We start from the raw sequence: 22,752 nt of genomic DNA on the forward strand, positions 1-22,752 counted from the left end.
CATTCGTTAGCGCTCTACCGTCTCCATGATGAAGGCTTCGATTACGTCTCCTTCTTTGACGTCGCTATAGCTTACCAAGGTAATACCACACTCATAACCTTGTGCCACTTCTTTAGCGTCATCTTTAAAGCGCTTGAGGGAATCGATCTTGCCTTCATGAACGACAATGCCGTCACGGATCAAGCGAGCTTCTGCGTTACGCGTAATTTTACCGGATGTCACCATACATCCTGCAATCGTACCCACTTTGCTCACTTTAAAGGTGCTACGGACTTCCGCATGACCGATCACGGTTTCTTTGTACTCCGGATCGAGCATCCCCTTCATAGCTTGCTCAATTTCCTCGATTACATTATATATTACACGGTGCAGACGAATATCAACCTTTTCCTGCTCGGCGGTTTGTTTCGCTTGGACGTCCGGACGAACGTTAAAGCCGATAACAATCGCGTTGGAGGCAGCTGCCAAAATAATATCGGACTCCGTGATCGCCCCGGCACCGCTGTGGAGAATTTTGACGCGAACGCCTTCCACTTCGATTTTGTTCAAGGAACCTTTCAGTGCCTCAACAGAACCTTGTACGTCACCTTTGATAATCACGTTAAGATCTTTGATCTCGCCGTCCTTAATGTGTTGGAACAGGTCATCCAGCGTCACGCGAGTATTCGTGTTCAACTCGGATTGACGATGGGTAATCGCACGCTTATCAGCGATATTACGCGCTTTACGCTCATCCTCAAACACCATAAACGGATCGCCGGCACCTGGAACTTCAGTCAAACCGGTAATTTCAACTGGTGTTGAAGGACCCGCTTCTTTTAATCGACGGCCTTTATCGTTCACCATCGCACGAATACGTCCAAAGCAGTTGCCCGCTACGAAGGCGTCGCCCACTTTCAATGTACCATGCTGAACGAGAATGCGTGCTACCGGACCTCTGCCTTTATCCAGCTCAGCCTCAATAACGGTACCGCGTGCGCGTTTGTCAGGATTTGCTTTGTATTCATTCACTTCTGCTACCAGAAGGATCATTTCAAGCAAGTCTTCCAGACCCATCCGCTGTTTCGCCGAAACGTTAACAAAGATGGTATCTCCGCCCCACTCTTCAGGCACTAATTCGTATTCCGTCAATTCTTGTTTAACTTTATCCGGGTTAGCATCCGGTTTATCGATTTTGTTCACGGCAACGATGATCGGCAAACCTGCTGCTTTCGCATGGTTAATCGCTTCGACTGTCTGTGGCATTACGCCGTCGTCAGCCGCAACCACGATGATCGTCATGTCCGTTACTTGTGCACCACGGGCACGCATAGCTGTAAACGCTTCGTGACCCGGTGTATCCAGGAACGTAATCTTCTTGTTATTGATCTCGACTTGGTAAGCACCGATATGCTGCGTAATACCGCCAGCTTCGCCACTTGATACGTTCGCGGAACGGATCGCATCAAGCAGCGTCGTTTTACCGTGGTCGACGTGACCCATAATAGTAACGACTGGTGGACGCTCTTTCAGTTCTTCAGGAGCATCGTTTTCTTCAACGGTCTCAAAACGATCTTCCTCTACCGGAATTTTCACTTCGACTTCTACACCGAATTCACCAGCGAGCAATAGAATCGTATCGATATCCAGCTCCTGGTTGATGGTGGCCATCACGCCGAGGAAAATCAGCTTCTTGATGACTTCGGAAGCGTCCTTATGAAGCAGCTTCGCCGTTTCACCGACGGTCATGTTGCCACGGACGATAATTTTCTTCGGCGTGTTGTCGATTTTCTCGCGAGGCGGCTGCTGATTATATTGATTCCGGCCGCGGTTGTTCTTTCCACCGCGATTGTTGCCACGGAATCCTCCCTGACGGTTGTCATCAAAACGTTTGGAGTCTGAACGATTGTTATTGTTGTTTCTGGAATTGCGGTTCTGGCCATTGCTGTTATTGCTATTGTTATTGTTGGATCCTGAGAAACCGCCTCCGGTTCCACCCGGCTTGCTCTGTGGACGCGCTCCGCCTTGGTTGTTGCTGCCCTGCGGACGCGTTCCACCTTGATTATTGCCTTGCGGACGTGCGCCGCCTTGACCTCCGCCCTGAGGACGTGATCCGGTCTGCGTGCTGCCGCCTGGTCTGGATGATTGGCTACGATTGTTCTGCTGACTTCCTTGTGCGGAGCCAGACTGATTTCTTCTGGTATCCTGCCCTCCTTGGGGACGCTGGGAACCTGAAGTGTTCTGAGTGTTTTGATTCGTTCTACTATTCATACCTACCTGCTTTTCCTGTTGTTTTTTGGGCTGGCTTTGACCTTGTTGTCCTGGTGCTCTCTGTCCTGAATTACGCATACCGTCCTGCCCATTACGGTTGCCTTCGGCACTTACACTAGCGGAAGTGCCTTCTGTTTTTGCATTGGATACAGTCGCAGCCGCATTGGCTCCGGAAACCGCTGGTTTACGGTTCTCGGTTCGGGAAGCGTCACCACTATCCCGCTTGGCTGCTGCATTGGATTTGATATCTTTGAAAAACTGCTCTACCTTGGACACCGTATCGTTCTCCATTACGCTCATATGGTTATTGACCGGAATGTTCAAACGTTTGAGGATCGTGATGATTTCTTTACTGCTCATGTTCAACGATTTAGCATATTCGTATACTCGAAGTTTATTGTCTTTGTTTTCCTGTTTACTCAATATACTCCACCTCCGACATTGTCTCCATTTTCTTGGAGATCATTTCTGCGAATCCTTGATCCGTAACTGCCAGCACAACCCGCTCGGGTTTACCTACACTTGTGCCCAGACTTTCCCGGTCAAATCCGATTACCAGAGGGATATTGTAAGTACCGCATTTATCGCGGAACTTCTTTGTTGTATTAACTGAGGCGTCACCCGCCAGAATAACCAATTTTGCATCAGAAGACCGGATGGCTTTGAGCACGATCTCATCCCCGGTAACCACCTTACCTGCCCTCATGGCCAGGCCGAGCTGAGAAAGCGCCCTATTCATCATCGGCAGCACTCTCTTTTGCAGCCAGGAATTCATCTTCCACCTTGATGAAATCCTGTGCCAACTGTTCATAGATCTCAGGTTTCACATGTTGTTTCAACGCTCGATCCAGTGCTTTATTTTTGTGTGCCAGCTTGAAGCAGGAAACTTTGCCGCATAAATACGCTCCCCGTCCCGATTTTTTGCCGGTGAGATCGATCAGGACAGCATCCTCGGGCGTCCTAACAATCCGGATAAGCTCTTTCTTCGGCATCATTTCCTGACACGCTACACATTTACGCAGCGGTATCTTTCTCTGTTTCAAGACGACAACCCCCTGTCATTTGGAATTAATCGACAGAGACGGAATCCTGGTGCATTTCACCTGATTGGGACTTCGGTCTGCCAAATTCCTGCTCCGCCTGACTTTCGCTCTTAATATCAATCTTCCAGCCTGTCAGCTTCGCCGCGAGACGAGCATTCTGGCCTTTGATCCCAATCGCAAGCGAGAGTTGATAATCCGGAACAATTACACGCGCCATCTTCTCATCTTCAAATACTTGAACTTCAAGTACTTTGGATGGGCTGAGCGCATTGGCCACGTATTCTTCAACCTGATCGGAATAACGCACGATGTCAATTTTTTCGCCGCGAAGCTCATTGACAATCGTCTGTACGCGCATACCCTTAGGTCCTACGCAAGAACCAACCGGATCGACTTCATCGTTGCGGGAAAATACCGCAATTTTGGAGCGAAATCCAGCTTCACGCGCAACCGAGCGAATTTCAACGACGCCATCAAAGATTTCCGGCACTTCAAGCTCGAACAGGCGCTTCAAGAGGCCCGGATGCGTACGGGACAGCATAATCTGCGGCCCCTTGGTTGTGTTCTCAACCTTGGTAATGTAAGCTTTGATCCGGTCGCCATGCTTGAACTTCTCGTTAGGCATAAGCTCGGTAAGCGGCAAGGCCGCCTCGATCTTGCCAAGGTCGATATAGATGTTGCGTAAATCTTGGCGCTGCAGCGTACCCGTTACGATATCATCTTCCTTGTCAATAAAAGCGCTGTAGATCAGGCCTCGTTCGGCTTCTCTAATGCGCTGGGTAACAACTTGCTTTGCCGTTTGAGCTGCGATCCGTCCGAAATCACGTGGCGTAACCTCGATTTCCGCTATATCTTCAATCTGAAAATGCGGATTGATTTCCCGGGCCGCATGCAGCGAAATTTCAGTCCGCGGATCCAGCACCTCGTCCACAATCAGCTTCCGCGCGAACACCTTGATGACACCCGTATTGCGATTCATGTCTACCCGTACATTTTGCGCCGTGTTAAAATTGCGCTTGTAACTCGAGATCAGTGCCGCTTCAATGGCTTCAAACAGCACATCTTTGCTGATGCCCTTTTCTCTTTCCAACTCATTCATCGCTTCAATAAAATCCATACTCATTGAAAATCGGTTCCCCCTTTCAAAACTTCCGTTTAAAAAATGATGGCCAATCTGGCACTGGCTACTTTTGCATATGGAATCACGTGCTGCTTCTTGACGGTTTGAATGACTAGCTCCTCGTTATCGAAGGATTCCAGCTTGCCTTCAAACTCTTTCAACCCGTTAATCGGCTCGTATACCGTAACAAACACGTTCTTGCCGACTGACTTCGCAACATCCTCTTTTTTCTTCAGGGGACGTTCCGCTCCAGGAGAAGAGACTTCAAGAAAATAAGCTGTCGGAATCGGATCGTTCTCGTCCAGCTTCTGGCTCAGGTATTCACTGATTAAACCGCAATCGTCAATGTCAATGCCGCCGTCTTTATCAACAAACACGCGCAAGAACCAGTTGCTTCCTTCCTTAACGTATTCCACATCTACCAGTTCAAAGCCGTGTTCGTCCAAATACGGCTGCACCATTTCTTCCACAGTCGTTTTAATCTTTGATGTGCTCAAAGAACATAACCTCCAAGTTGATTTCCTATATACCAAAGAGTAAAGAGTGGGTTGCCCCACTCTTTACACAACGGTTTTATCTCCATGATTACCAAAAAAATTATAACATAGTCTGGTAATAGTGACAAGTATGACTCCTTGACTGTCAAGGCGTCACGGCCATGAAAGGAAAACAAGAATCAGAACAATGACAACTGATTGCTCTCCGGCAGACCGCGGAAGCATCCCATTTGGGTCAACAGCTCCACGGCGGTTTTGCTTGCCTTCGATTTTTGCTGGAAATCCTCTATGGAGAGGAATTCACCGAATTCACGTGCGGCAGCAATATTGCGGGCGGCATTATCACCGATCCCCTGCAGTGCAGAGAACGGCGGAATGAGCGAATCTCCATCCACCTTAAATCGGAGCGCATCCGATTCATACAGATCGATGTTCTTAAACGAGAAGCCCCTTGCCGTCATCTCCAGCGCCATCTCCAGAATTGGCAGCATCCCTTTTTCCTTCGGGCTTGCTCCGAAGCCCAGCTGCTCAATCTCTTCAATTCGGCGATAAATCGCCTCATAGCCCTGACAGCATAATTCGATATCGAAGTCCTCGGCTCGAACCGAGAAGTACGTTGCATAATATTCTATCGGATAATAAAGCTTGAAGTAAGCCGTCCGCACCGCTGAGATAACATACGCAGCGGCGTGGGCTTTCGGGAACATGTACTGGATTTTGAGACAGGAATCAATGTACCACTGCGGCACTTTGCATTTCTTCATCTCGTCAATCCATTCCTGTGACAACCCCCGGCCTTTACGCACACTTTCTGTTATCTTAAATGCGAGGCTAGCATCCATGCCTGCCTTATAAATCAGGAACAACATGATATCGTCGCGGCAACCAATAACGGTTTTGATGTTGCATGTACCATTCTTGATGAGCTCTTGAGCATTGCCGAGCCAAACGCCGGTTCCATGTGACAGACCTGAGATTTGCAACAAGTCGGCAAAACTCGACGGCTGCGATTCCACCAGCATCTGGCGTACAAATTTGGTTCCCATCTCCGGAACGCCGAAGGTGGCCACCGGTGAGCGTATTTGCTCCGGCTTGACGCCCAGCGCTTCCGTTGAGTTGAACATGCTCATCACTTTCGGATCGTTCATCGGAATGGTCGTTGGATCCACGCCGGTCAAATCCTGAAGCATTCTCATCATGGTTGGATCATCGTGCCCGAGTATATCAAGCTTGAGCAAATTCGCTTCAAAGGCATGATAATCGAAATGCGTCGTTTTCCACTCGGCGTTGACATCGTCCGCAGGGAATTGCACCGGCGTAATCTCTTCCACTTCGATGTAATCCGGCACAACGACAATACCGCCGGGATGTTGGCCCGTGCTTCGCTTGACGCCGGTACAGCCTGACGCAAGCCGGTTCAACTCCGCGCCCCGCCAGCGCTTGTTGTTGTGTTCCTCGTATTTTTTAGCGAAACCAAACGCCGTCTTCTCTGCCACGGTACCGATGGTTCCGGCACGGAATACATTCTCCTCGCCAAACATCTCTTTGGTGAAATTATGGGCATGCGGCTGGTATTCACCGGAGAAGTTCAAGTCAATATCGGGAACCTTATCCCCTTTAAAACCCAGGAAGGTTTCAAAAGGTATATCCTGTCCCTCGCCTTTCATCATGTTTCCGCATTCCGGACAAGCTTTGTCCGGCAAGTCAAATCCACTCGGCACGCTGCCGTCCAGGAACCATTCGCTGTGCTTGCAATCGCTGTTCAAGCAAATGTAATGGGCGGGAAGCGGGTTAACCTCGGATATGCCGAGGAATGTGGCAACGACGGATGAGCCTACGGAACCCCGTGAACCAACCAAATAGCCGTCCCGGTTTGATTTCTTAACCAGTTTCTCGGAAATCAAATAGTTCGCTGAGAAACCGTATTTAATGATCGGCTCAAGCTCTTTCTCCAACCGGGCCACTACGACCTCCGGCAAGTTCTCGCCATAAATGGACTTGGCCGTGTCGTAGCAGGTGTTGCGGATTTCTTCATCCGCGCCATCCAGAATCGGCGTAAACAGCTTATCCGGGAACAATTCCAACTCTTCAAAGCGATCGGCCAGCTCGCTAGTGTTCGTCACAACAACTTCATAACATTTGTTCTGTCCCAAAAACCCGAACTCTTCGAGCATCTCTTCCGTAGTCCGAAAATGCGCGTCAGGCTTGCGCATATCCTTGAGCGGGCTGAAACCGGTAATCCCATGGATGGTAATGTCCCGGAACAGCTTATCCCGCGGTTCAAGATAGTGCACGTTTCCTGTGGCGATGACTGGCTTGTTCAGCTTTTCCCCAATGCGCACGACTTTGGAAATTGCGGTTTTTATCTCTTCGGGACTGCCTACCAAGCCTTTGTCCACCAGATGCATATACATCGTCAACGGCTGAATCTCCAAAACATCGTAGAAGTCCGCAATCTCTTCGGCTTCCTCCTCCGTTTTGTTCAGCACCGTTTCGAAGAACTCCCCTTTTTCGCAGCCGGATAGCACCAGTAACCCATCTCGCATCTCTTGAAGCTTGGATTTAGGAATACACGGCACTCGCTTGAAATATTCGGTATGTGACATGGAGATCAGCTTGTACAAGTTTTTCTTGCCCGTCATATTCAAAGCATAAATACCGCAGTGGAAAGGACGGGTATTGGACAGATCCGTACCGACGTAATCATTGAGGCGGTCCAGCATCTTGACGCCTTTGGTTTTGTCCACATCGCTAAGGAGCCCGTTCAGGATTCCAGCCAGTGCAATCGTATCGTCAATCGCGCGGTGATGGCTTTCGAGCAGTACCTTATACTTATCTGCTAATGTGTTAAGACGATGATTTTTAAGTCCCGGATGCACCAGACGTGCAAGCTCCAGCGTATCCAGGTAGGGATTGTCAAGCGTATCCATCCCGGCATTCTTGAGTGCTGCCTGAATGAACCCCATGTCAAATCGAGCGTTGTGAGCCACAAGTACGGCATCCCCAACGAATTCAACAAACTCTTTCAATACCGGCTCCAATTCAGGAGCATCCTTAACCATATCGTCATTGATATTGGTCAATTGCTGGATATGATATGGAATTCGCTCATGCGGGTTAACGAAGGTTGCGTATCGATCAATCTCCTTGCCATCGTTCATCTTCACGGCAGCAAGCTCGATGATTTTGTTTGCGGTAATGGACAAACCTGTGGTTTCAATATCGAATACCACATAAGTGGCACTGCTGAGTTCAATCGACTGTGCCTGTTCCACGATGTTGACGGCATCATTCACGACATTGGCCTCAACGCCGTACATCATTTTAATCCCATGCTTCTTGGCGTTCTTTGCTGCATCAGGATAACACTGTACACCACCATGATCACTTACGGCGATGGCTTTATGTCCCCAGCTCGCCGCTGTTTTGATATAACGGTCGATCGGCGTGACCGCGTCCATCGTGCTCATGGTCGTATGCAGATGGAATTCCACCCGCTTCTCGGCCGCGTTATCCTTGCGCGAAGGAGGCGACGGTACTTCGTTGAGATCAGACGGGATCATCACCAGCTCAGGCACCTGCATAAACCGGTCGTATTCAATCCGTCCGCGAGCCTTCACCCACTTGCCGTTTTCAAGCAAACTCAATACCTTAAGATCGTCCTTCGTCTTGCCAAACATTTTCATTTGCAAGGAATCGCTGAAATCCGTCAGATAGAATGTGAATAACGTACTGCCGTTACGAAGCTCCTTACGATCCAATCCGAAGATGGTCCCCTGAATCGTAATTTTCTTCTCTTCGTCTTGGATCTCCTGGAGCGGAACCGGCTGATCCTTGATATCATACCCAACCTGCAGCCGAACCGCGCCCTCTTCCTCATCCTCCGCGTCCAGCTCAGCTTCCATGCTGCTCATGATCTGCTCGATCACTTCGCGCTCTTCTTCTCGCTTCCTCTGCTCGAACTCCTCATAAGCTGCCTGACCATTATCACCAACCTGCATCTTCACACGCAGCGTCAGATCAAAATATTGTCCGAAAAAACGGGTAATGGCGGCATCGATCTGTTTCTTTCGGGCAAGCTCAAGCGACATGCCATCCGACATGGAGAGAAGGACTTGCCCATCCTCCACCTCGTATTTGGCCCTTGCCATCCATCCATTAACTGAAGGGATCTCCCGATGTGCCCACTCTAGAAACAAGCCCCAATATTCTTGCACGATATCTGCTTCGGGAACGCCGCTTCCATATCGGAACACAAATTTGATCTTCGCGATATGCCCCATCTTCTCCTGAATTCTTAGACAAAATGTGCGATAGACCTCAGCTGGAACCAAGGTCTCCTTCAGGACGGTTATTCTCCAGTCCTTGCTGGCCCTGCTTGTCTCTACTTGCTCGATCACACCATCCAAAAAATAGGGTTCCACCAGATTGGCCGGAACATCTCCCTGCTTGACCAGCAGTTCAAATCGCTTCCTTTTATCTTCTGTTGTGTCCATGGTTCCCTCCCCCTGCATTGCACAAAGCTATAAGAAAAACTTCTATCGACGTACATCCACAGAAGACAAACTGCGTTTAGTCGATGTAAAAAAATAGAATAAAGCCTCCGCTGGCAGCACCCATTCGTCCTGCCCCAAAAAGAAGAGCGTCCGCCATACTGCCATCCGGAAGCTTACTCCAGATGATGAATCCCGGTTTTGGACGAAGGACTCCTCCCTCACCCAAACTTGCCGGGAACTCATATTATCGATTTACTAGTACGCTCTCGCGAACAGCACCGTATGTTTCGCATCATCACCGCATACGAGACACTTGGTTTTCTTCTCAGACGGTTCAAACGGAATGTTTCTGCTCGTAGCACCGGTTTCTTGCTTGACAGTATCTTCACAAGATTCCGAACCGCACCATCCTGCCAAGGTAAACCCGCGTTTTTCTTCCATGCTTTCCTTCATTTCATCCAGCGTTTCCACGGAATAGAAATGATCCTCACGGAACTGCTTCGCGCGCTCGAACATTTCCTGGTGCACCTGCTCCAGCATATTCTGTACTTCCTGTGTCAGATTAGCCTGTTCTACGATTTTCTTCTCACCTGTTATGCGGGAGACAAGCACGCACACGCCATTCTCCATGTCACGTGGCCCGATCTCCAGACGCACCGGAACTCCGCGCATTTCATACTCATTGAATTTCCAGCCTGGACGCACATCCGGATTATCGTCAACGCGTACGCGGATGCCTGCTGATTTCAGTTCACGGAACAGCTCGTCCGTACGACCCACAACCGCATCTCTCGTCTTCGGTGGACCGATTGGAATCATGATCACTTGCGTTGGCGCGACTTTAGGAGGAAGCACCAATCCGCGATCATCCCCGTGAACCATAATCAAGGAACCAATGAGACGCGTGCTGACGCCCCAGGATGTTGTATGAGCGTATTCCAGCGTATTTTCACGGTTCAAATATTGAATGTCAAAAGCTTGTGAGAAGTTGGTACCCATATAATGCGAAGTACCTGCCTGTACAGCTCGTCCGTCTTTCATCATCGCTTCGATCGAGAATGTATCCACGGCGCCTGCGAATTTCTCCGAAGGTGTCTTCTGTCCTTTGATTACCGGAATCGCGAGATAGTCCTCTACGAATTGCTGATAGATATCCAGCATTTGCATGGTTTCCCCTCTTGCCTCAACTTCCGTTTCATGAGCAGTATGGCCTTCTTGCCATAGAAACTCGCTCGTGCGAAGGAATGGCAGCGTGCGTTTTTCCCAGCGTACCACGTTGGCCCACTGGTTGATCAGCACAGGGAGATCACGATAGGATTGAATCCATTTGGAATACATATGTCCGAACATCGTTTCAGAAGTCGGACGGATTGCCAGACGCTCTTCCAACTTCTCTCCTGCCGCTTCCGTTACCCATGGCAGCTCCGGATTAAATCCTTCGACATGCTCCTTCTCCTTCTGGAAAAAGCTCTCGGGAATGAACAGCGGGAAATACGCATTCCGATGGCCCGTCGCCTTAAAGCGCCGATCCAACTCTTCCTGGATATGCTCCCAAATTTCATAACCGTCCGGTTTGAAGACGATGCAGCCTCTGACTGGAGAATAATCCATCAGGTCCGCTTTTTTGATGACATCGATATACCAGCGCGAGAAATCTTCCGCTTGCGGCGTAATCTCCGTCACGAATTGTTTATCCTTCGATTCCTTAGACATATAAATCGTGTGCCTCCCATTAATAAAACGCATGGTCAAAGCTCCTGATTCAGGCGGCTCGACTGGCGTTATTGGCGATATGTGTGAACGAGCTGCGGCTATAAAGCCAGCCCTTATAGTAACTCCATTTGCTAGATAGTGAAGCGTTATAATCTGCTAACAATAGAAAAGGTACGGCATTCGTTGCGGCTGGCGCACCGAGCCGTACCTTAGGGTTTATCCGTTGATCAAACGTAAAATATCGTTATAGGTTACGGCTATCATTAACAGGAACAGCATTGCAAACCCGATAAAATGAACCATGCCTTCTCGGTTCGGGTCAACTGGCTTGCCCCTTAAAGCTTCGATCCCTAAGAATACGAGCCGGCTTCCATCCAATGCCGGTATCGGCAGCAGATTGAATATGCCCAGATACAAGCTTAGAATGGCTGCCCAATAGGTCAGCTGTGCGATACCCTGTTTGGCGATTTGTCCCGTCACTTCGAACGTCCGTACAGGACCGCCAAGATCATCCATGGAGAACTTCTGAATCAACTGTCTGAAGCCCTGGAAAATAATATTCGTTGTATCTACCATCGCGGTCCCGGAACTGGTAATTGTCTCCCCAATTCCTGCGGATCGGGTAGGAAGCTTGGGAACAATCCCGACCTTGCCGCCTTCCTGACCCTCCATGGTCCGCGGAGTTAAGGTCAGATCAAATGACTCCTCACCCCGGCGTACCGTCCATTCCATCGGCTTGTCCTTGGAAGCCGCAATCAATTCGATCATCTTCTGATAATCGGCACCAATAGCGGTTCCGTTAATGCTCTCAATGATGTCTCCCTCTTTCAGATTGGCTTCATCTGCAGGCATGCCTTTGGTAATCTCACCAATCTGTACATAGGTTGGATTCTCAACCGGTATACCGGCCATTTGGATGTGAAGAGCAAACAGCACGAAGGCCAGAATGAAGTTCATGACAGGACCTGCAAAAATCGCAAGCGCTCTTTGGCCCACGGTTTTGCTGCCGAATTGGCGGTCTCTCGGTGCGATCTGCGTCTCTACACCTTTGGCTACCGTTAAGGCTTGCGGATGGATTTCAAATTGCTGGAATTCACCATCCACATCAAGCCTAACCGACAAACGATCCACCATATCCATAAACTGGACTTCGCCGCGAATAACATTCTTACGGTTGTCGAGTTGATCCAGATAAATCTTTTTCACTTGATTCTCTGCATTCAATCGAACCGCAATCGTCTGACCGGGTTGAATCTCAACAAGTTCCGGATCTTCTCCGGCCATGCGGGCATATCCGCCGAATGGAAGTAGACGAAGTGTAAACTGCGTTTCATTGCGTTTATATGAGAACAGCTTTGGACCAAATCCAATCGCGAACTCGCGTACCAAGATTCCGGCACGCCGGGCAAAATAATAGTGACCCCATTCGTGCACGGTAACGATCACAAAAAACATGAGCACCGTTAAAAAAACGACCCGAACCATTTCCAATTCTTTACATCCCCCTTTTCCTCTGAGAACGCAGTATGTCCCTATAGATTATCATTATTCTCCTGTCGTCCACAAGAGAATCACAAGCTATCCGCTTTTTTTCAAGGGAGATTTCAAAAACACTTCAAATCCTATAGTCGGGAAGCTAATTCACGTGCAATTCGATCATTCTCTTCAATCGTCTCCAGTGCCGGTTCCGGCACAGCATGATGGCTTTGCAGCACTTCCTCAATGATCTCTTCTATCCGCAGAAAAGAGATTTCGCCGCGGAGAAACCGGGCAACCGCAATTTCATTGGCAGCATTGAATACCGTTGGCGCTGTCCCACCCATTTTACCACATTCATAAGCAAGCCTTAAACAAGGAAAACGTTCAAGGTCCATCTCCCGGAAATGCAGCTTGCCCGCTTCTGCCAAAGATAGCCTTGGCGCAGGCGAAGACCAACGCTCCGGATAAGTAAGCGCATATTGAATCGGAACCCGCATATCCGGGTTGCCGAGCTGGGCAATAATACTCGAATCACGGAATTCCACAAAAGAGTGAATGATGCTTTCCGGATGAAGAAGCACGGAAATATTGTCATAAGGAATATCATACAACCAGTGGGCCTCCATCACCTCAAGCCCTTTATTGACCATGGTGGCCGAATCAATCGTGATTTTGGCACCCATGGACCAGTTTGGATGTTTAAGCGCATCCTCCACCGTAACGTTAACCAGTTGTTCACGGGTATAATCCCGGAATGAGCCTCCGGAAGCCGTCAGCGTAATCCGTTCAATATCTTCATGCCGCTCTCCGTTGAGGCATTGGAATATGGCGGAATGCTCACTATCAATCGGCAAGAGTTTTACCCCTTTTGCAGCCGCTCGAGCCGTAACCAGATGACCAGCAGTTACCAATGTTTCCTTATTGGCAAGCCCGATTGTCTTCCCCTCATCGATCGCTGCAAGCGTAGAGGACAGCCCCATGCTTCCAACGACCGCTGTAACCACCATTTCCGCATCCGTCGCTGCCGCAATCTCGATCAAACCTTCATGACCATGGAACACTTCGGTTCCGGCAGGAAGATCATGCCTGATGCTGTCAGCAAGCTCTTTTGTGGCAACGGACACTTTACGCGGAGAAAACTCCTTGACCTGCTGAAGCAGCACTTCCTTATTACTCCCTGCTGCAAGGCCCTCAATCTGAAAATGTTCCCGGTGTTTCCTCACGACATCCAAGGTCTGGGTACCAATGGAGCCAGTGGAGCCGAGTACGCTGATCTTCTTCATGCACATCTTTCCTTTCATCAGTAAGGCAGGAGACTCAATATATGTACAAACGGAAATACGACGATCCAACTGTCACATCGATCCAGTATCCCTCCATGGCCCGGCAGCAGTTTGCCCGAATCCTTGATGTCATACACCCGTTTATAAGCGGATTGCACCAAATCTCCGAGTTGACCGATAACAGCGCAGGAAAGTCCAATCAGAATCGCTTGTCCAGCCGTCAGGAATCCATCTGAGAAGAATGAAAAGAGCAGTGATGTGAACACGGCAATGACCACACCGCCGAGCGCACCCTCAACCGTTTTGTTCGGGCTTATGGAAGGCCATAATTTATGGCGCCCCATGGCGCGTCCGACAAAATACGCTCCCGCATCACTTGCCCAGATCGAGGCCAGAAGCAGAAAAGTCCAGAATACGCCATGGCCGTCAGGAGCATGTCGTGATTCGGCGATAAAGGAAAATCCGATTCCGATATACGCTGATGCCAAAAATAATAATGAAACCCGTTTGATATCAATTACATTCTTCGTCGTTACGGTCGCCAGCAAAAATAAAAGGAGCAGGATCCAAAGTACATGTTCCCACGGGATCTGAATATTCAAATTAAGCGGACCCCATGGAAATACAAGCAGCAGCACCCCCGCGTACCCAATCCATGCCGTTCCCCCGAACGGTGCCGTATTGGTCATGCGCACAAACTCATAATAACCGATTAGCGCCATCGCCAGAATAAGAAGATGGTACCATAGACCGCCTATGAAACATAATCCTAAAAAGACCGCTCCCGCTATAATTCCGGTAATCAATCGCTGTTTCAAAACGTTCCATCCTCCATCGGCTACGAAAGTCCACCGTAGCGCCTTGTTCTTTGTTGATAATCGGCTATGGCCTCCACCAAATGATCTTTGGTAAACTCCGGCCAATAGGCATCCGTAAACCATAGCTCACTATACGCGAGCTGCCACAGCATGAAATTACTCAGCCGCAGCTCGCCGCTTGTGCGGATCAGTAAATCCGGATCCGGCAATTCGCCTGTGAGGAGCCGCTGGCCAATCAGTTCCTCTGTAATATCCTCAGGACGAAGAATTCCGTCTCGCACATCTCGTCCGAGCGCCTTGACACTTTCGGTGATCTCTTTCCGGCTGCCGTAATTGAGCGCAAAGTTAAGCACAAGCCCGTCATTGCCGGCTGTCTTCGCAACTGCTTCTTCCATCGCAGACACGGTATGGGATGGAAGGTCTTCCGGATGCCCCATCATGCGGACCTGGACATTTTTTTCGATCAGCTCCTCCAGCTCAATAGCCAGGAACTCCTGAGGAAGCTTCATCAGAAAATCGACCTCATCCTTCGGACGCGTCCAATTTTCTGTCGAAAAAGCATACATCGTCAATATTTTGATTCCCAAATCATCGGCAGCAATGGCCGCTCTTTTGACAGCCTTCATGCCATTCTGATGGCCAACGATTCGCGGCATACCGCGCCGTTTCGCCCAGCGTCCATTACCATCCATGATGATGGCGACATGATGTGGGATGTTGTCCGGAGAGAGCTGATGCGTCTGCTGACTGTCCTCCTGATTCAACCACGATCGAACCCGTTTGATCATTCCATTTCCTCCAGGCATCTTTCTGCAAAAAAAGAGACAAACCCCACCATTGACAGGAGGGGCCACAAGTCTCTTATACTTCCATAATCTCTTTTTCTTTAGCAACGAGGACTTTGTCGACTTCTGCGATAAATTTATCCGTCGCTTTTTGGATATCTTCCTGATGTCTCCGGGACTCGTCCTCGGAAATATCTGTTTTCTCCAATTTTTTGATGTCGTCGTTGGCATCACGGCGAATGTTGCGGATGGCCACTTTCGCTTCCTCGCCGAATTTCTTCGTCATTTTCACCAGCTCGGTTCTGCGCTCTTCCGTCAGTGCAGGTACGACGAGGCGAATTTGATTACCATCATTCGCCGGCGTCAATCCGACATCCGATTTCATGATCGCTTTCTCGATATCGGCCAAGGACGACTTGTCCCAAGGCTGGATCATGAGCGTTCTGGAGTCCGGCGTGCTGATGTTAGCCAGCTGATTCAGCGGGGTTGGCGCTCCGTAGTATTCCACCGTGATCCGGTCGAGTAGCGCTGGCGCTGCCCGTCCTGCGCGCAGCGTTGCCAGGTCACGCTTCAAAGACAGGATCGCTTTTTCCATGCGTTCTTCTGCATTCTTTTTCACCGATTGCGGCATTAATCTACACTCCCTTTGACGATCGTTCCGATTTTCTCGCCCAGAACGACGCGCTTGATATTACCTTGCTCCGTAATAGCGAAGACGATGAGCGGGATGTTGTTGTCCATACATAACGATGAAGCTGTAGAGTCCATTACCCCAAGGTTTTTGTTCAATACGTCTAGATACGTCAGCTGCTCGTACTTCTCGGCAGTTTCATCCTTAAATGGATCAGCGGAGTACACTCCGTCCACCTTGTTCTTCGCCATGAGAATCACTTCTGCTTCGATTTCCGCTGCGCGAAGCGCTGCAGTCGTATCGGTGGAGAAGTAGGGGTTACCTGTTCCTGCCGCGAAAATAACGACACGACCTTTTTCCAAATGCCGAATGGCTCTACGGCGAATATACGGCTCCGCAATTTGCTGCATGGAGATAGAGGTTTGCACTCGAGTCGGCACGTCGATCTGCTCCAAAGCATCTTGCAATGCCAAAGAGTTCATCACCGTTGCCAACATCCCCATATAATCTGCTGTTGCACGGTCTATTCCGTTCGCGCTGCCAGCAATACCGCGCCAGATGTTCCCGCCGCCGCACACGATCGCGACCTCCACACCAAGCTCGACAACCTCACGAACCTGCTCAGCGATCGATGAGATCGTCTCAGCATCAATACCATATCCATTCTGCCCTGAAAGGGATTCCCCACTGACTTTCAATATCACTCGTTTATATACAGGCTGTTCCAAATGATAACCCTCCACTTTAAGACGGCGCCTAAGTATACGACGCCCGTTTGAAAAACGACAGACAGACACACCGGCACACTGCTTGACGGTTTATAAAAATCGGGTAAACACATCCGTCTCAAGTAGAAACTTCTGGTCGTCTAATCAAGACTTAAATCCATACTTTCTTGTGAGATAAGGGTGCCTTTACTCCGAATTTATAACAATCTTATCTCTCTTATGCCTTTATATCTCTTAAAAAAGAAGGAACACAGGTGTGTTCCACTCTTTTCTATAAGTTATATTAGCCTATTCGGCTTATTTATTCACCTGGGACATAACTTCTTCAACGAAGTTGTCTTGTTTTTTCTCCAAGCCTTCGCCCAATTCAAAACGAGCAAAACGACGGATGGAGATGTTCTCACCGATCGTGCTGATTTTTTCGTTAAGCAGCGTGTTGATCGTTTTGTCAGGATCTTTGATGAAGGATTGCTCAAGCAAGCAATACTCTTCATAGTATTTGTTGATGCGGCCTTCAACCATTTTTTCAACGATTTTTTCAGGCTTGCCTTCGTTCAGGGCTTGGTTTTTCAAAATTTCTTTCTCTTTCTCAAGCTCTTCCGTTGGCACTTCTTCGCGACGAACATATTTAGGGTTTGCAGCGGCAATATGCATCGCGATATCGCGAGCAAACTCTTTGAATTGATCTGTTTTACCTACGAAGTCGGTTTCACAGTTGATTTCAACGAGAACGCCGATTCGTCCGCCGCCGTGAATATAAGACTCGACAACGCCTTCAGTTGCAATACGTCCAGCTTTGTTAGCTGCTGCAGACAAACCTTTTTCGCGAAGTACTGCGACCGCTTTGTCGATATCACCATTTGTTTCATCCAGCGCTTTTTTGCAATCCAGCATGCCCGCGCCTGTTCTTTCGCGAAGTTCTTTTACCGCACTAGCTGTTACTGCCATTAGAATTCCCTCCAAATTGGTATGATGAAGTTTGCGTTTGAACCTCTCGAAAACCGTCATACGATTGTTCTCTCCAAGATTCAGACCGCGTTAAGTAGTTGTTCTTCCCCTGCGATGCCAGGCTCCAGATTCCACGCGTTATTCGCACGTCACCCGTTCTAACATCTTAAAAAAAGGGCAGTGAGAGGTTATACACCTACCAACCACCCTTTTCATTTAATTCATGATTTATACGTTTAATCCTGATTACGCAGTTGTTTCTTCGCCTTGGTGAGCTTCAACAACAGCATCGGCCATTTTACCAGTCAACAATTTAACAGCGCGAATCGCGTCATCGTTACCTGGGATTACATAGTCGATTTCATCCGGATCACAGTTCGTATCAACGATACCAACGATTGGGATACCCAATTTGCGAGCTTCCGCTACGGCGATACGCTCTTTGCGAGGATCGATAACGAACAATGCGCTTGGAAGACCCTTCATGTTCTTGATACCACCCAAGAATTTCTCAAGACGATCTTTCTCTTTGCGGAGAAGGATAACCTCTTTCTTAGGCAATACTTGGAACGTGCCGTCCTCTTCCCAAGCTTCGAGCTGCTTCAAGCGGTTAATACGCTTTTGGATTGTTTCGAAGTTAGTCAAAGTTCCGCCGAGCCAACGTTGGTTGATGTAGTACATACCGCAACGCTCTGCTTCTTCCTTCACGGAATCTTGAGCTTGTTTTTTCGTGCCGACGAACAGGATTGTACCGTTCTCTCCAGCTACGTTTTTCACGAAGTTGAATGCTTCTTCAACTTTCTTGACCGTTTTTTGCAGGTCGATGATGTAGATACCGTTTCTTTCAGTGAAGATAAATTTATCCATTTTCGGGTTCCAGCGACGAGTCTGGTGACCGAAGTGTACGCCAGCTTCCAAAAGCTGTTTCATGGAAATTACTGCCATCTTCACGCACCTCCTAAGTTTGGTTTTTGTGTGTCCCTCCGCCAAGATCATTTTTCATTAAGACTCCCAATCCTGGAAGCACCCTCAACGAAATCACTCTAGCGTGTGTTTTAACACCGTCAATTACTATAACATAACCATGGGCAGGTTGCAATGTCTTTTGTGTACTTGATCAGGTCCATTCCATCAACGGCTGCAACCAGATCCTGTAAAGAAAAAAACCACTCTCAACCGAAGGGCTAGTTGGAGGGTTTTGCTGTGATTTTGGTTATGATCGAATTGTAGCTCTCGCCTGCTGTGAACGAATATGTACCGCTTTGGATCATGGTGTTGATCTTTTTCTCGGTTGCCTTATTAATGAATGCTTGTTTGTTATCAATGACGCCTGCACGCAAAAGACTGTTTGCCACATCACTGAGATTATTTCCAGCTGGAATATTCACTTTGATAGGCGCCTCCGCTTTGGCTGGCGTTTTCGGCTTCGCCGGATCCGTCACTTTGAGAGTAGATTCCTGTTTCTTATCCACGCCCGCTTCAGGCTTCTCCGGCTGCTGCGGTGCTTCCGGCTTGTCCGTTCCCGTCTTCCGTGCAGGATCGGCCCCTTCTTCGGACTCACCAGCGCTCTCACCAAGCCTCTTCTCTTCCCACTGCTCCGCCGTCATCAGCTCGTCCGAACCTTCGACGACTTGCATATCCAAAGCTTCCGCTGCAGCCATCAGCTGCTCCTTCGTTAACTCCTGCGTCTCCGATGCGGCTGTGCCTTGACCGATCCACATCAGCTGAAGCAGCACTGCGCCGATCACGAGACCGCTCCCCAGGCCCATCATAAATGTACGGTTCTTGATCACACGGATTCCTCCTGTTTGGCCAACTGGATAATAAGTTGAACTTCGCCTCGCTGAAGACCCGTGGTCTTGGCAATCATATCGATGGACTTTCCTTGTTCATATAGATCAAACAGCTCCGCGTATCTGGATTTGATGGAATGGACAAGTGGTGCAGGCTCAGCTTCGGAAGCCGCTGCAGCCTCTCCTGCAGACAAAGAAGCGGCCGCAGTCGTTTGCGCCAGCTTCTCTTCCGCTGTTCGAAGACGCGTTTGCGATTCGGTCATTTTCTGCTCCATGGCCAGCATGCGCTCCCGCAAATCACTGATCTGTTCTTGATGTGCTTGCTGCTTGGCATCAAGATCTTTCTTCATCTGACCAACCAGTTCCACCAGCTGTTCGTTCTCGTTCTGGATTTCCGCCATATATCCTTCAAGCGTGTTCTCCACTTCTTTTACAACCCGCTCGCTGGACACGGCCTCTTCACGGCGTTTCGGCAGCATAAAAGCATACAGCACGGCGGCAATGCCAAGCAGCACGATATATATCCATGGTTTCAAATCCATTAACTCCTTTGTGCCTATAAATTATCTAGAGCGAAACATCGAAATTTTTGCCTTTATAGGGATGCTCTGCCGGCTGCTCCAATGTCTCGCCCGTTTCCGCCGTTCCCCGACCTTGTTGCTGCCCAGAGGATTGACGGCTCCCGTCATCGCGCACGGCTGTTTCCGCCGTCTCACTCACTTCAGTACTTCGCTGGGCTTCCGCACGGCTGTTCTTGGATAACTCACCCGCAAGCAGCGTCTGATCATTCATCGGGCGCTGCTGGGATTCATTATGCATCTTGCCCGCTTCATTGGTTCTGGGGACCGCAATTTGCATCTCAACCGATTTCAAACTCAATGGAATCACCTCATGATATAGGATCATGTCCACAAGCATTTAAAACGTCTGTTCTGTCCTACAAGAGCGGTACCATAGTGATATCCCCTTCATGATAGTAAAAAGAAACCCGCTGCGTGGGATCCTTAACAAAGCGGGTATACCGCCCTATGACAATTTTGGCACCGCCGTAGATCGTCTTTACCACATTCACTCTTGCTTTGCCGGTATCCTCAAGCATCTTCTCGATTTCCAGCATTCGGTCCTTAATATCGGATTGTTCTGCCATGTTTGATTTTTTGGTGGCATTCAGTTTGATTCGCAGCGCCAGCTTGTCTGGCGACAATTGACCCGAGGAAGCTAACTGATTCAGAAGATAAAGCGCTTTATCGGTTTTATCCATACTTTCCAATGACTGTTTCAATTGGGCTCTAAGATCCGACAGTTCATTCCGCAGCTCCGGGAGAACACCAACTTCAATTACGGTAGCTGTCGACATGCTGTTTCCGATCGTTCGGGCAACCACTTTTTCACCCGCCTGCAAAATGCCGCCTACCACAAGGCCCTTCATACCGTTGCATTCGATATTCCGGACCGCCCGGATATTGGAGTGCATGATGCTCTGCGAGACAAATACGCTAGCGCCGGCTATGACGTTTCCATCCTGGATGAACGAGCTTTTGACATCCTGACCCGCCTTGACATAACCCTTGTTATAACCGATGATTCCGCCGGATATATCGATCGAGCCTTCAGCCTCCAGCTCGGCTCCTTCCACAAAGCCAGTGACTCGGATGTCCCCTGCTGCCTTGATTCTGAATCCAGTCAGCACATTGCCGCGAATGACCACCGTGCCGACAAAGTCGATATTGCCTATACTGTAATCAACATCTCCGTTAATCTCATATACCGGAAACACATTGATTTTTCCCTTTTCGGTTTTGGTGAGGAGTCCGTCAATTGCAGCGTACATTGCGGTTTTCTCGGCGTTAACAACGACGTTCTTCCCAACCTTGAAATGAGCTTCCTTTCCCGGTTTGCTCGGAATCTCCTCTCCGGTCACCGCCGTTCCAGGGACTCCCTTCGTTGGCGGGATTCGGGTGGCTAGCAGCTGCCCCTTCTTTACATTATTTAAACGAATCACTTCTTTATAATCCACTTTGCCATCTTCGATCTCAAGCGGCTTCAGATTTGTCTCATTCCCAAAATTAACGGTAAATTCGATTCTGCCGTTCTGTCCGTGCATAGGTTCCGTTCCCATTGCAATCGGCGTTCTACTATATTGATATTCCTCCGCATGATCTGCGATTCGCCGCAACGTATCATGTTGAAGTCCATATCGTATCTGGTGACTTCTCAGAAATTGTTCAAGAGCTTCTACAGAACAAGAGAAATCCTTCTCCCATTTGGTGAACTGTATATAGGCGACGACCTTGTCATCCGATAGCGTAACGCTAAAGTACTGATCCAATGCATAATCTACAGACAATCCAGGAACCCCCTTCATATATGGCAAGCGTCAATCGTTTTGCATCAGCAAATCCCGATCTTTATCGAGCGCGCCCCGAAGTCTCAAAATCGCTTTGGAATGAAGCTGAGATATTCGTGAAGGTGATAGCGACATCACTTCAGCAATTTCGCTGAGTGATAAATCCTCATAATATAATAAGGAAACTACGGTCCGCTCTTTCGGGGTTAATTTACCGATACCCTTCATCAGGGCTTCTCGCAGGTAAAATTCATGGACCTTGTGATCCGGATTTTTCGCTTTCTCATCAACCAGGAGCGACATTCGGGTCTCAGACTCCTCCTCGCGGATCGGATCCTCCAGAGATGTCAATGTCATGACTGCTACTTCCTGCAGCATGTGCCGGAATTCCTTCTCGGTCACGTCAAGGTAATCACTCATCTCGGAATCACTGACGCTGCGTAAATACTTCTGTTCCAACTGCTGATATGCAGTTTCAATCTTCTTCGCCTTCTCGCGGACAGAGCGCGGCACCCAGTCCCCCTGGCGCAGCGAGTCCAGAATAGCCCCACGCACACGCCAAGAAGCATAGGTTTCGAATTGCAGGCCTCGTTTGTAATCAAACTTCTCGATGGCGTCAATCAGACCCATTACCCCATTGCTGGCCAAATCTCCCTTAGAAACGTTCTTCGGAAGACCGATGGCCAAACGGCTTGAAACATAGTCAACGATGTGCAAATGATATTCGATTAGTTTCTTCTTCGCTTCATGGTCTCCATCTTCCTTCCATGCGCTCCATAAATCCGCATGGTTTAGCACAGAAGCTTTACGTTCGTCCAATT

General features: G+C 49.0%; 20 protein-coding genes. All 20 read right to left on the reverse strand.

What is annotated here, in order from left to right; translation table 11 throughout:
- Nucleotides 1–6: 6 nt before the first annotated feature.
- A complete protein-coding gene (gene infB / locus MHH48_RS22935) occupies nucleotides 7–2,673 on the reverse strand; it encodes a translation initiation factor IF-2 (protein WP_076324959.1) in 2,667 nt (888 codons plus the stop codon).
- Nucleotides 2,666–2,989, reverse strand: a complete 324-nt coding sequence (locus MHH48_RS22940) for a YlxQ family RNA-binding protein (RefSeq protein ID WP_179090708.1) — start codon at nucleotides 2,987–2,989, stop codon at nucleotides 2,666–2,668. The genes infB and MHH48_RS22940 overlap by 8 nt, the downstream gene beginning before the upstream one ends.
- Nucleotides 2,982–3,293 (reverse strand): YlxR family protein, encoded by a 312-nt coding sequence (locus tag MHH48_RS22945; RefSeq protein WP_053492673.1) that lies wholly within the window; start codon nucleotides 3,291–3,293, stop codon nucleotides 2,982–2,984. Before MHH48_RS22945 ends, MHH48_RS22940 begins: the two co-directional genes overlap by 8 nt.
- Nucleotides 3,294–3,318: 25 nt before the next feature.
- Complete coding sequence (gene nusA / locus MHH48_RS22950) at nucleotides 3,319–4,416, reverse strand: transcription termination factor NusA (RefSeq protein ID WP_076324961.1); 1,098 nt, start codon at nucleotides 4,414–4,416, stop codon at nucleotides 3,319–3,321.
- Nucleotides 4,417–4,448: 32 nt separating this feature from the next.
- A complete protein-coding gene (gene rimP, locus MHH48_RS22955; RefSeq protein ID WP_076324962.1) occupies nucleotides 4,449–4,910 on the reverse strand; it encodes a ribosome maturation factor RimP in 462 nt (153 codons plus the stop codon).
- A gap of 179 nt (nucleotides 4,911–5,089) precedes the next feature.
- The gene (locus MHH48_RS22960) at nucleotides 5,090–9,406 is read right to left on the reverse strand and encodes a PolC-type DNA polymerase III (protein ID WP_076324963.1); all 4,317 of its coding nucleotides are present in this window, start codon (nucleotides 9,404–9,406) and stop codon (nucleotides 5,090–5,092) included.
- A gap of 255 nt (nucleotides 9,407–9,661) precedes the next feature.
- On the reverse strand, nucleotides 9,662–11,119 hold the full coding sequence (gene proS / locus MHH48_RS22965; RefSeq protein WP_076324964.1) for a proline--tRNA ligase: 1,458 nt from the start codon (nucleotides 11,117–11,119) through the stop codon (nucleotides 9,662–9,664).
- A gap of 216 nt (nucleotides 11,120–11,335) precedes the next feature.
- A complete protein-coding gene (rseP, locus tag MHH48_RS22970) occupies nucleotides 11,336–12,610 on the reverse strand; it encodes an RIP metalloprotease RseP (RefSeq protein WP_076324965.1) in 1,275 nt (424 codons plus the stop codon).
- 131 nt (nucleotides 12,611–12,741) lie between these two features.
- A complete protein-coding gene (locus MHH48_RS22975; RefSeq protein ID WP_076324966.1) occupies nucleotides 12,742–13,881 on the reverse strand; it encodes a 1-deoxy-D-xylulose-5-phosphate reductoisomerase in 1,140 nt (379 codons plus the stop codon).
- Nucleotides 13,882–13,898: 17 nt separating this feature from the next.
- Nucleotides 13,899–14,699: a phosphatidate cytidylyltransferase gene (locus MHH48_RS22980; protein WP_076324967.1), complete on the reverse strand. Its 801-nt coding sequence runs from the start codon at nucleotides 14,697–14,699 to the stop codon at nucleotides 13,899–13,901.
- Nucleotides 14,700–14,719: 20 nt separating this feature from the next.
- Nucleotides 14,720–15,487 (reverse strand): isoprenyl transferase, encoded by a 768-nt coding sequence (locus MHH48_RS22985; protein ID WP_076324968.1) that lies wholly within the window; start codon nucleotides 15,485–15,487, stop codon nucleotides 14,720–14,722.
- 73 nt (nucleotides 15,488–15,560) lie between these two features.
- The gene (gene frr, locus MHH48_RS22990) at nucleotides 15,561–16,115 is read right to left on the reverse strand and encodes a ribosome recycling factor (protein ID WP_071220110.1); all 555 of its coding nucleotides are present in this window, start codon (nucleotides 16,113–16,115) and stop codon (nucleotides 15,561–15,563) included.
- Nucleotides 16,115–16,843, reverse strand: coding sequence for a UMP kinase (gene pyrH / locus MHH48_RS22995; RefSeq protein WP_006211297.1), 729 nt, complete (start codon nucleotides 16,841–16,843; stop codon nucleotides 16,115–16,117). The genes frr and pyrH overlap by 1 nt, the downstream gene beginning before the upstream one ends.
- Before the next feature lie 297 nt (nucleotides 16,844–17,140).
- Entirely contained in the window at nucleotides 17,141–17,791 is a 651-nt protein-coding gene (gene tsf, locus MHH48_RS23000; RefSeq protein ID WP_076325251.1) for a translation elongation factor Ts, read from the reverse strand.
- 246 nt (nucleotides 17,792–18,037) lie between these two features.
- The gene (gene rpsB, locus MHH48_RS23005) at nucleotides 18,038–18,736 is read right to left on the reverse strand and encodes a 30S ribosomal protein S2 (protein WP_036642081.1); all 699 of its coding nucleotides are present in this window, start codon (nucleotides 18,734–18,736) and stop codon (nucleotides 18,038–18,040) included.
- 239 nt (nucleotides 18,737–18,975) lie between these two features.
- On the reverse strand, nucleotides 18,976–19,584 hold the full coding sequence (locus MHH48_RS23010; RefSeq protein WP_076324969.1) for an endolytic transglycosylase MltG: 609 nt from the start codon (nucleotides 19,582–19,584) through the stop codon (nucleotides 18,976–18,978).
- Nucleotides 19,581–20,126, reverse strand: a complete 546-nt coding sequence (locus MHH48_RS23015) for a hypothetical protein (RefSeq protein ID WP_076324970.1) — start codon at nucleotides 20,124–20,126, stop codon at nucleotides 19,581–19,583. Before MHH48_RS23015 ends, MHH48_RS23010 begins: the two co-directional genes overlap by 4 nt.
- A gap of 25 nt (nucleotides 20,127–20,151) precedes the next feature.
- A complete protein-coding gene (locus MHH48_RS23020; protein WP_076324971.1) occupies nucleotides 20,152–20,463 on the reverse strand; it encodes a hypothetical protein in 312 nt (103 codons plus the stop codon).
- Between the two features lie 58 nt (nucleotides 20,464–20,521).
- Entirely contained in the window at nucleotides 20,522–21,931 is a 1,410-nt protein-coding gene (locus MHH48_RS23025; RefSeq protein WP_076324972.1) for a FapA family protein, read from the reverse strand.
- Nucleotides 21,932–21,961: 30 nt separating this feature from the next.
- On the reverse strand, nucleotides 21,962–22,750 hold the full coding sequence (locus MHH48_RS23030) for a FliA/WhiG family RNA polymerase sigma factor (protein WP_071220103.1): 789 nt from the start codon (nucleotides 22,748–22,750) through the stop codon (nucleotides 21,962–21,964).
- Nucleotides 22,751–22,752 lie beyond the last annotated feature (2 nt).

It is taken from the genome of Paenibacillus sp. FSL F4-0100 (assembly GCF_037993005.1).
Classification (GTDB): domain Bacteria; phylum Bacillota; class Bacilli; order Paenibacillales; family Paenibacillaceae; genus Paenibacillus_AQ.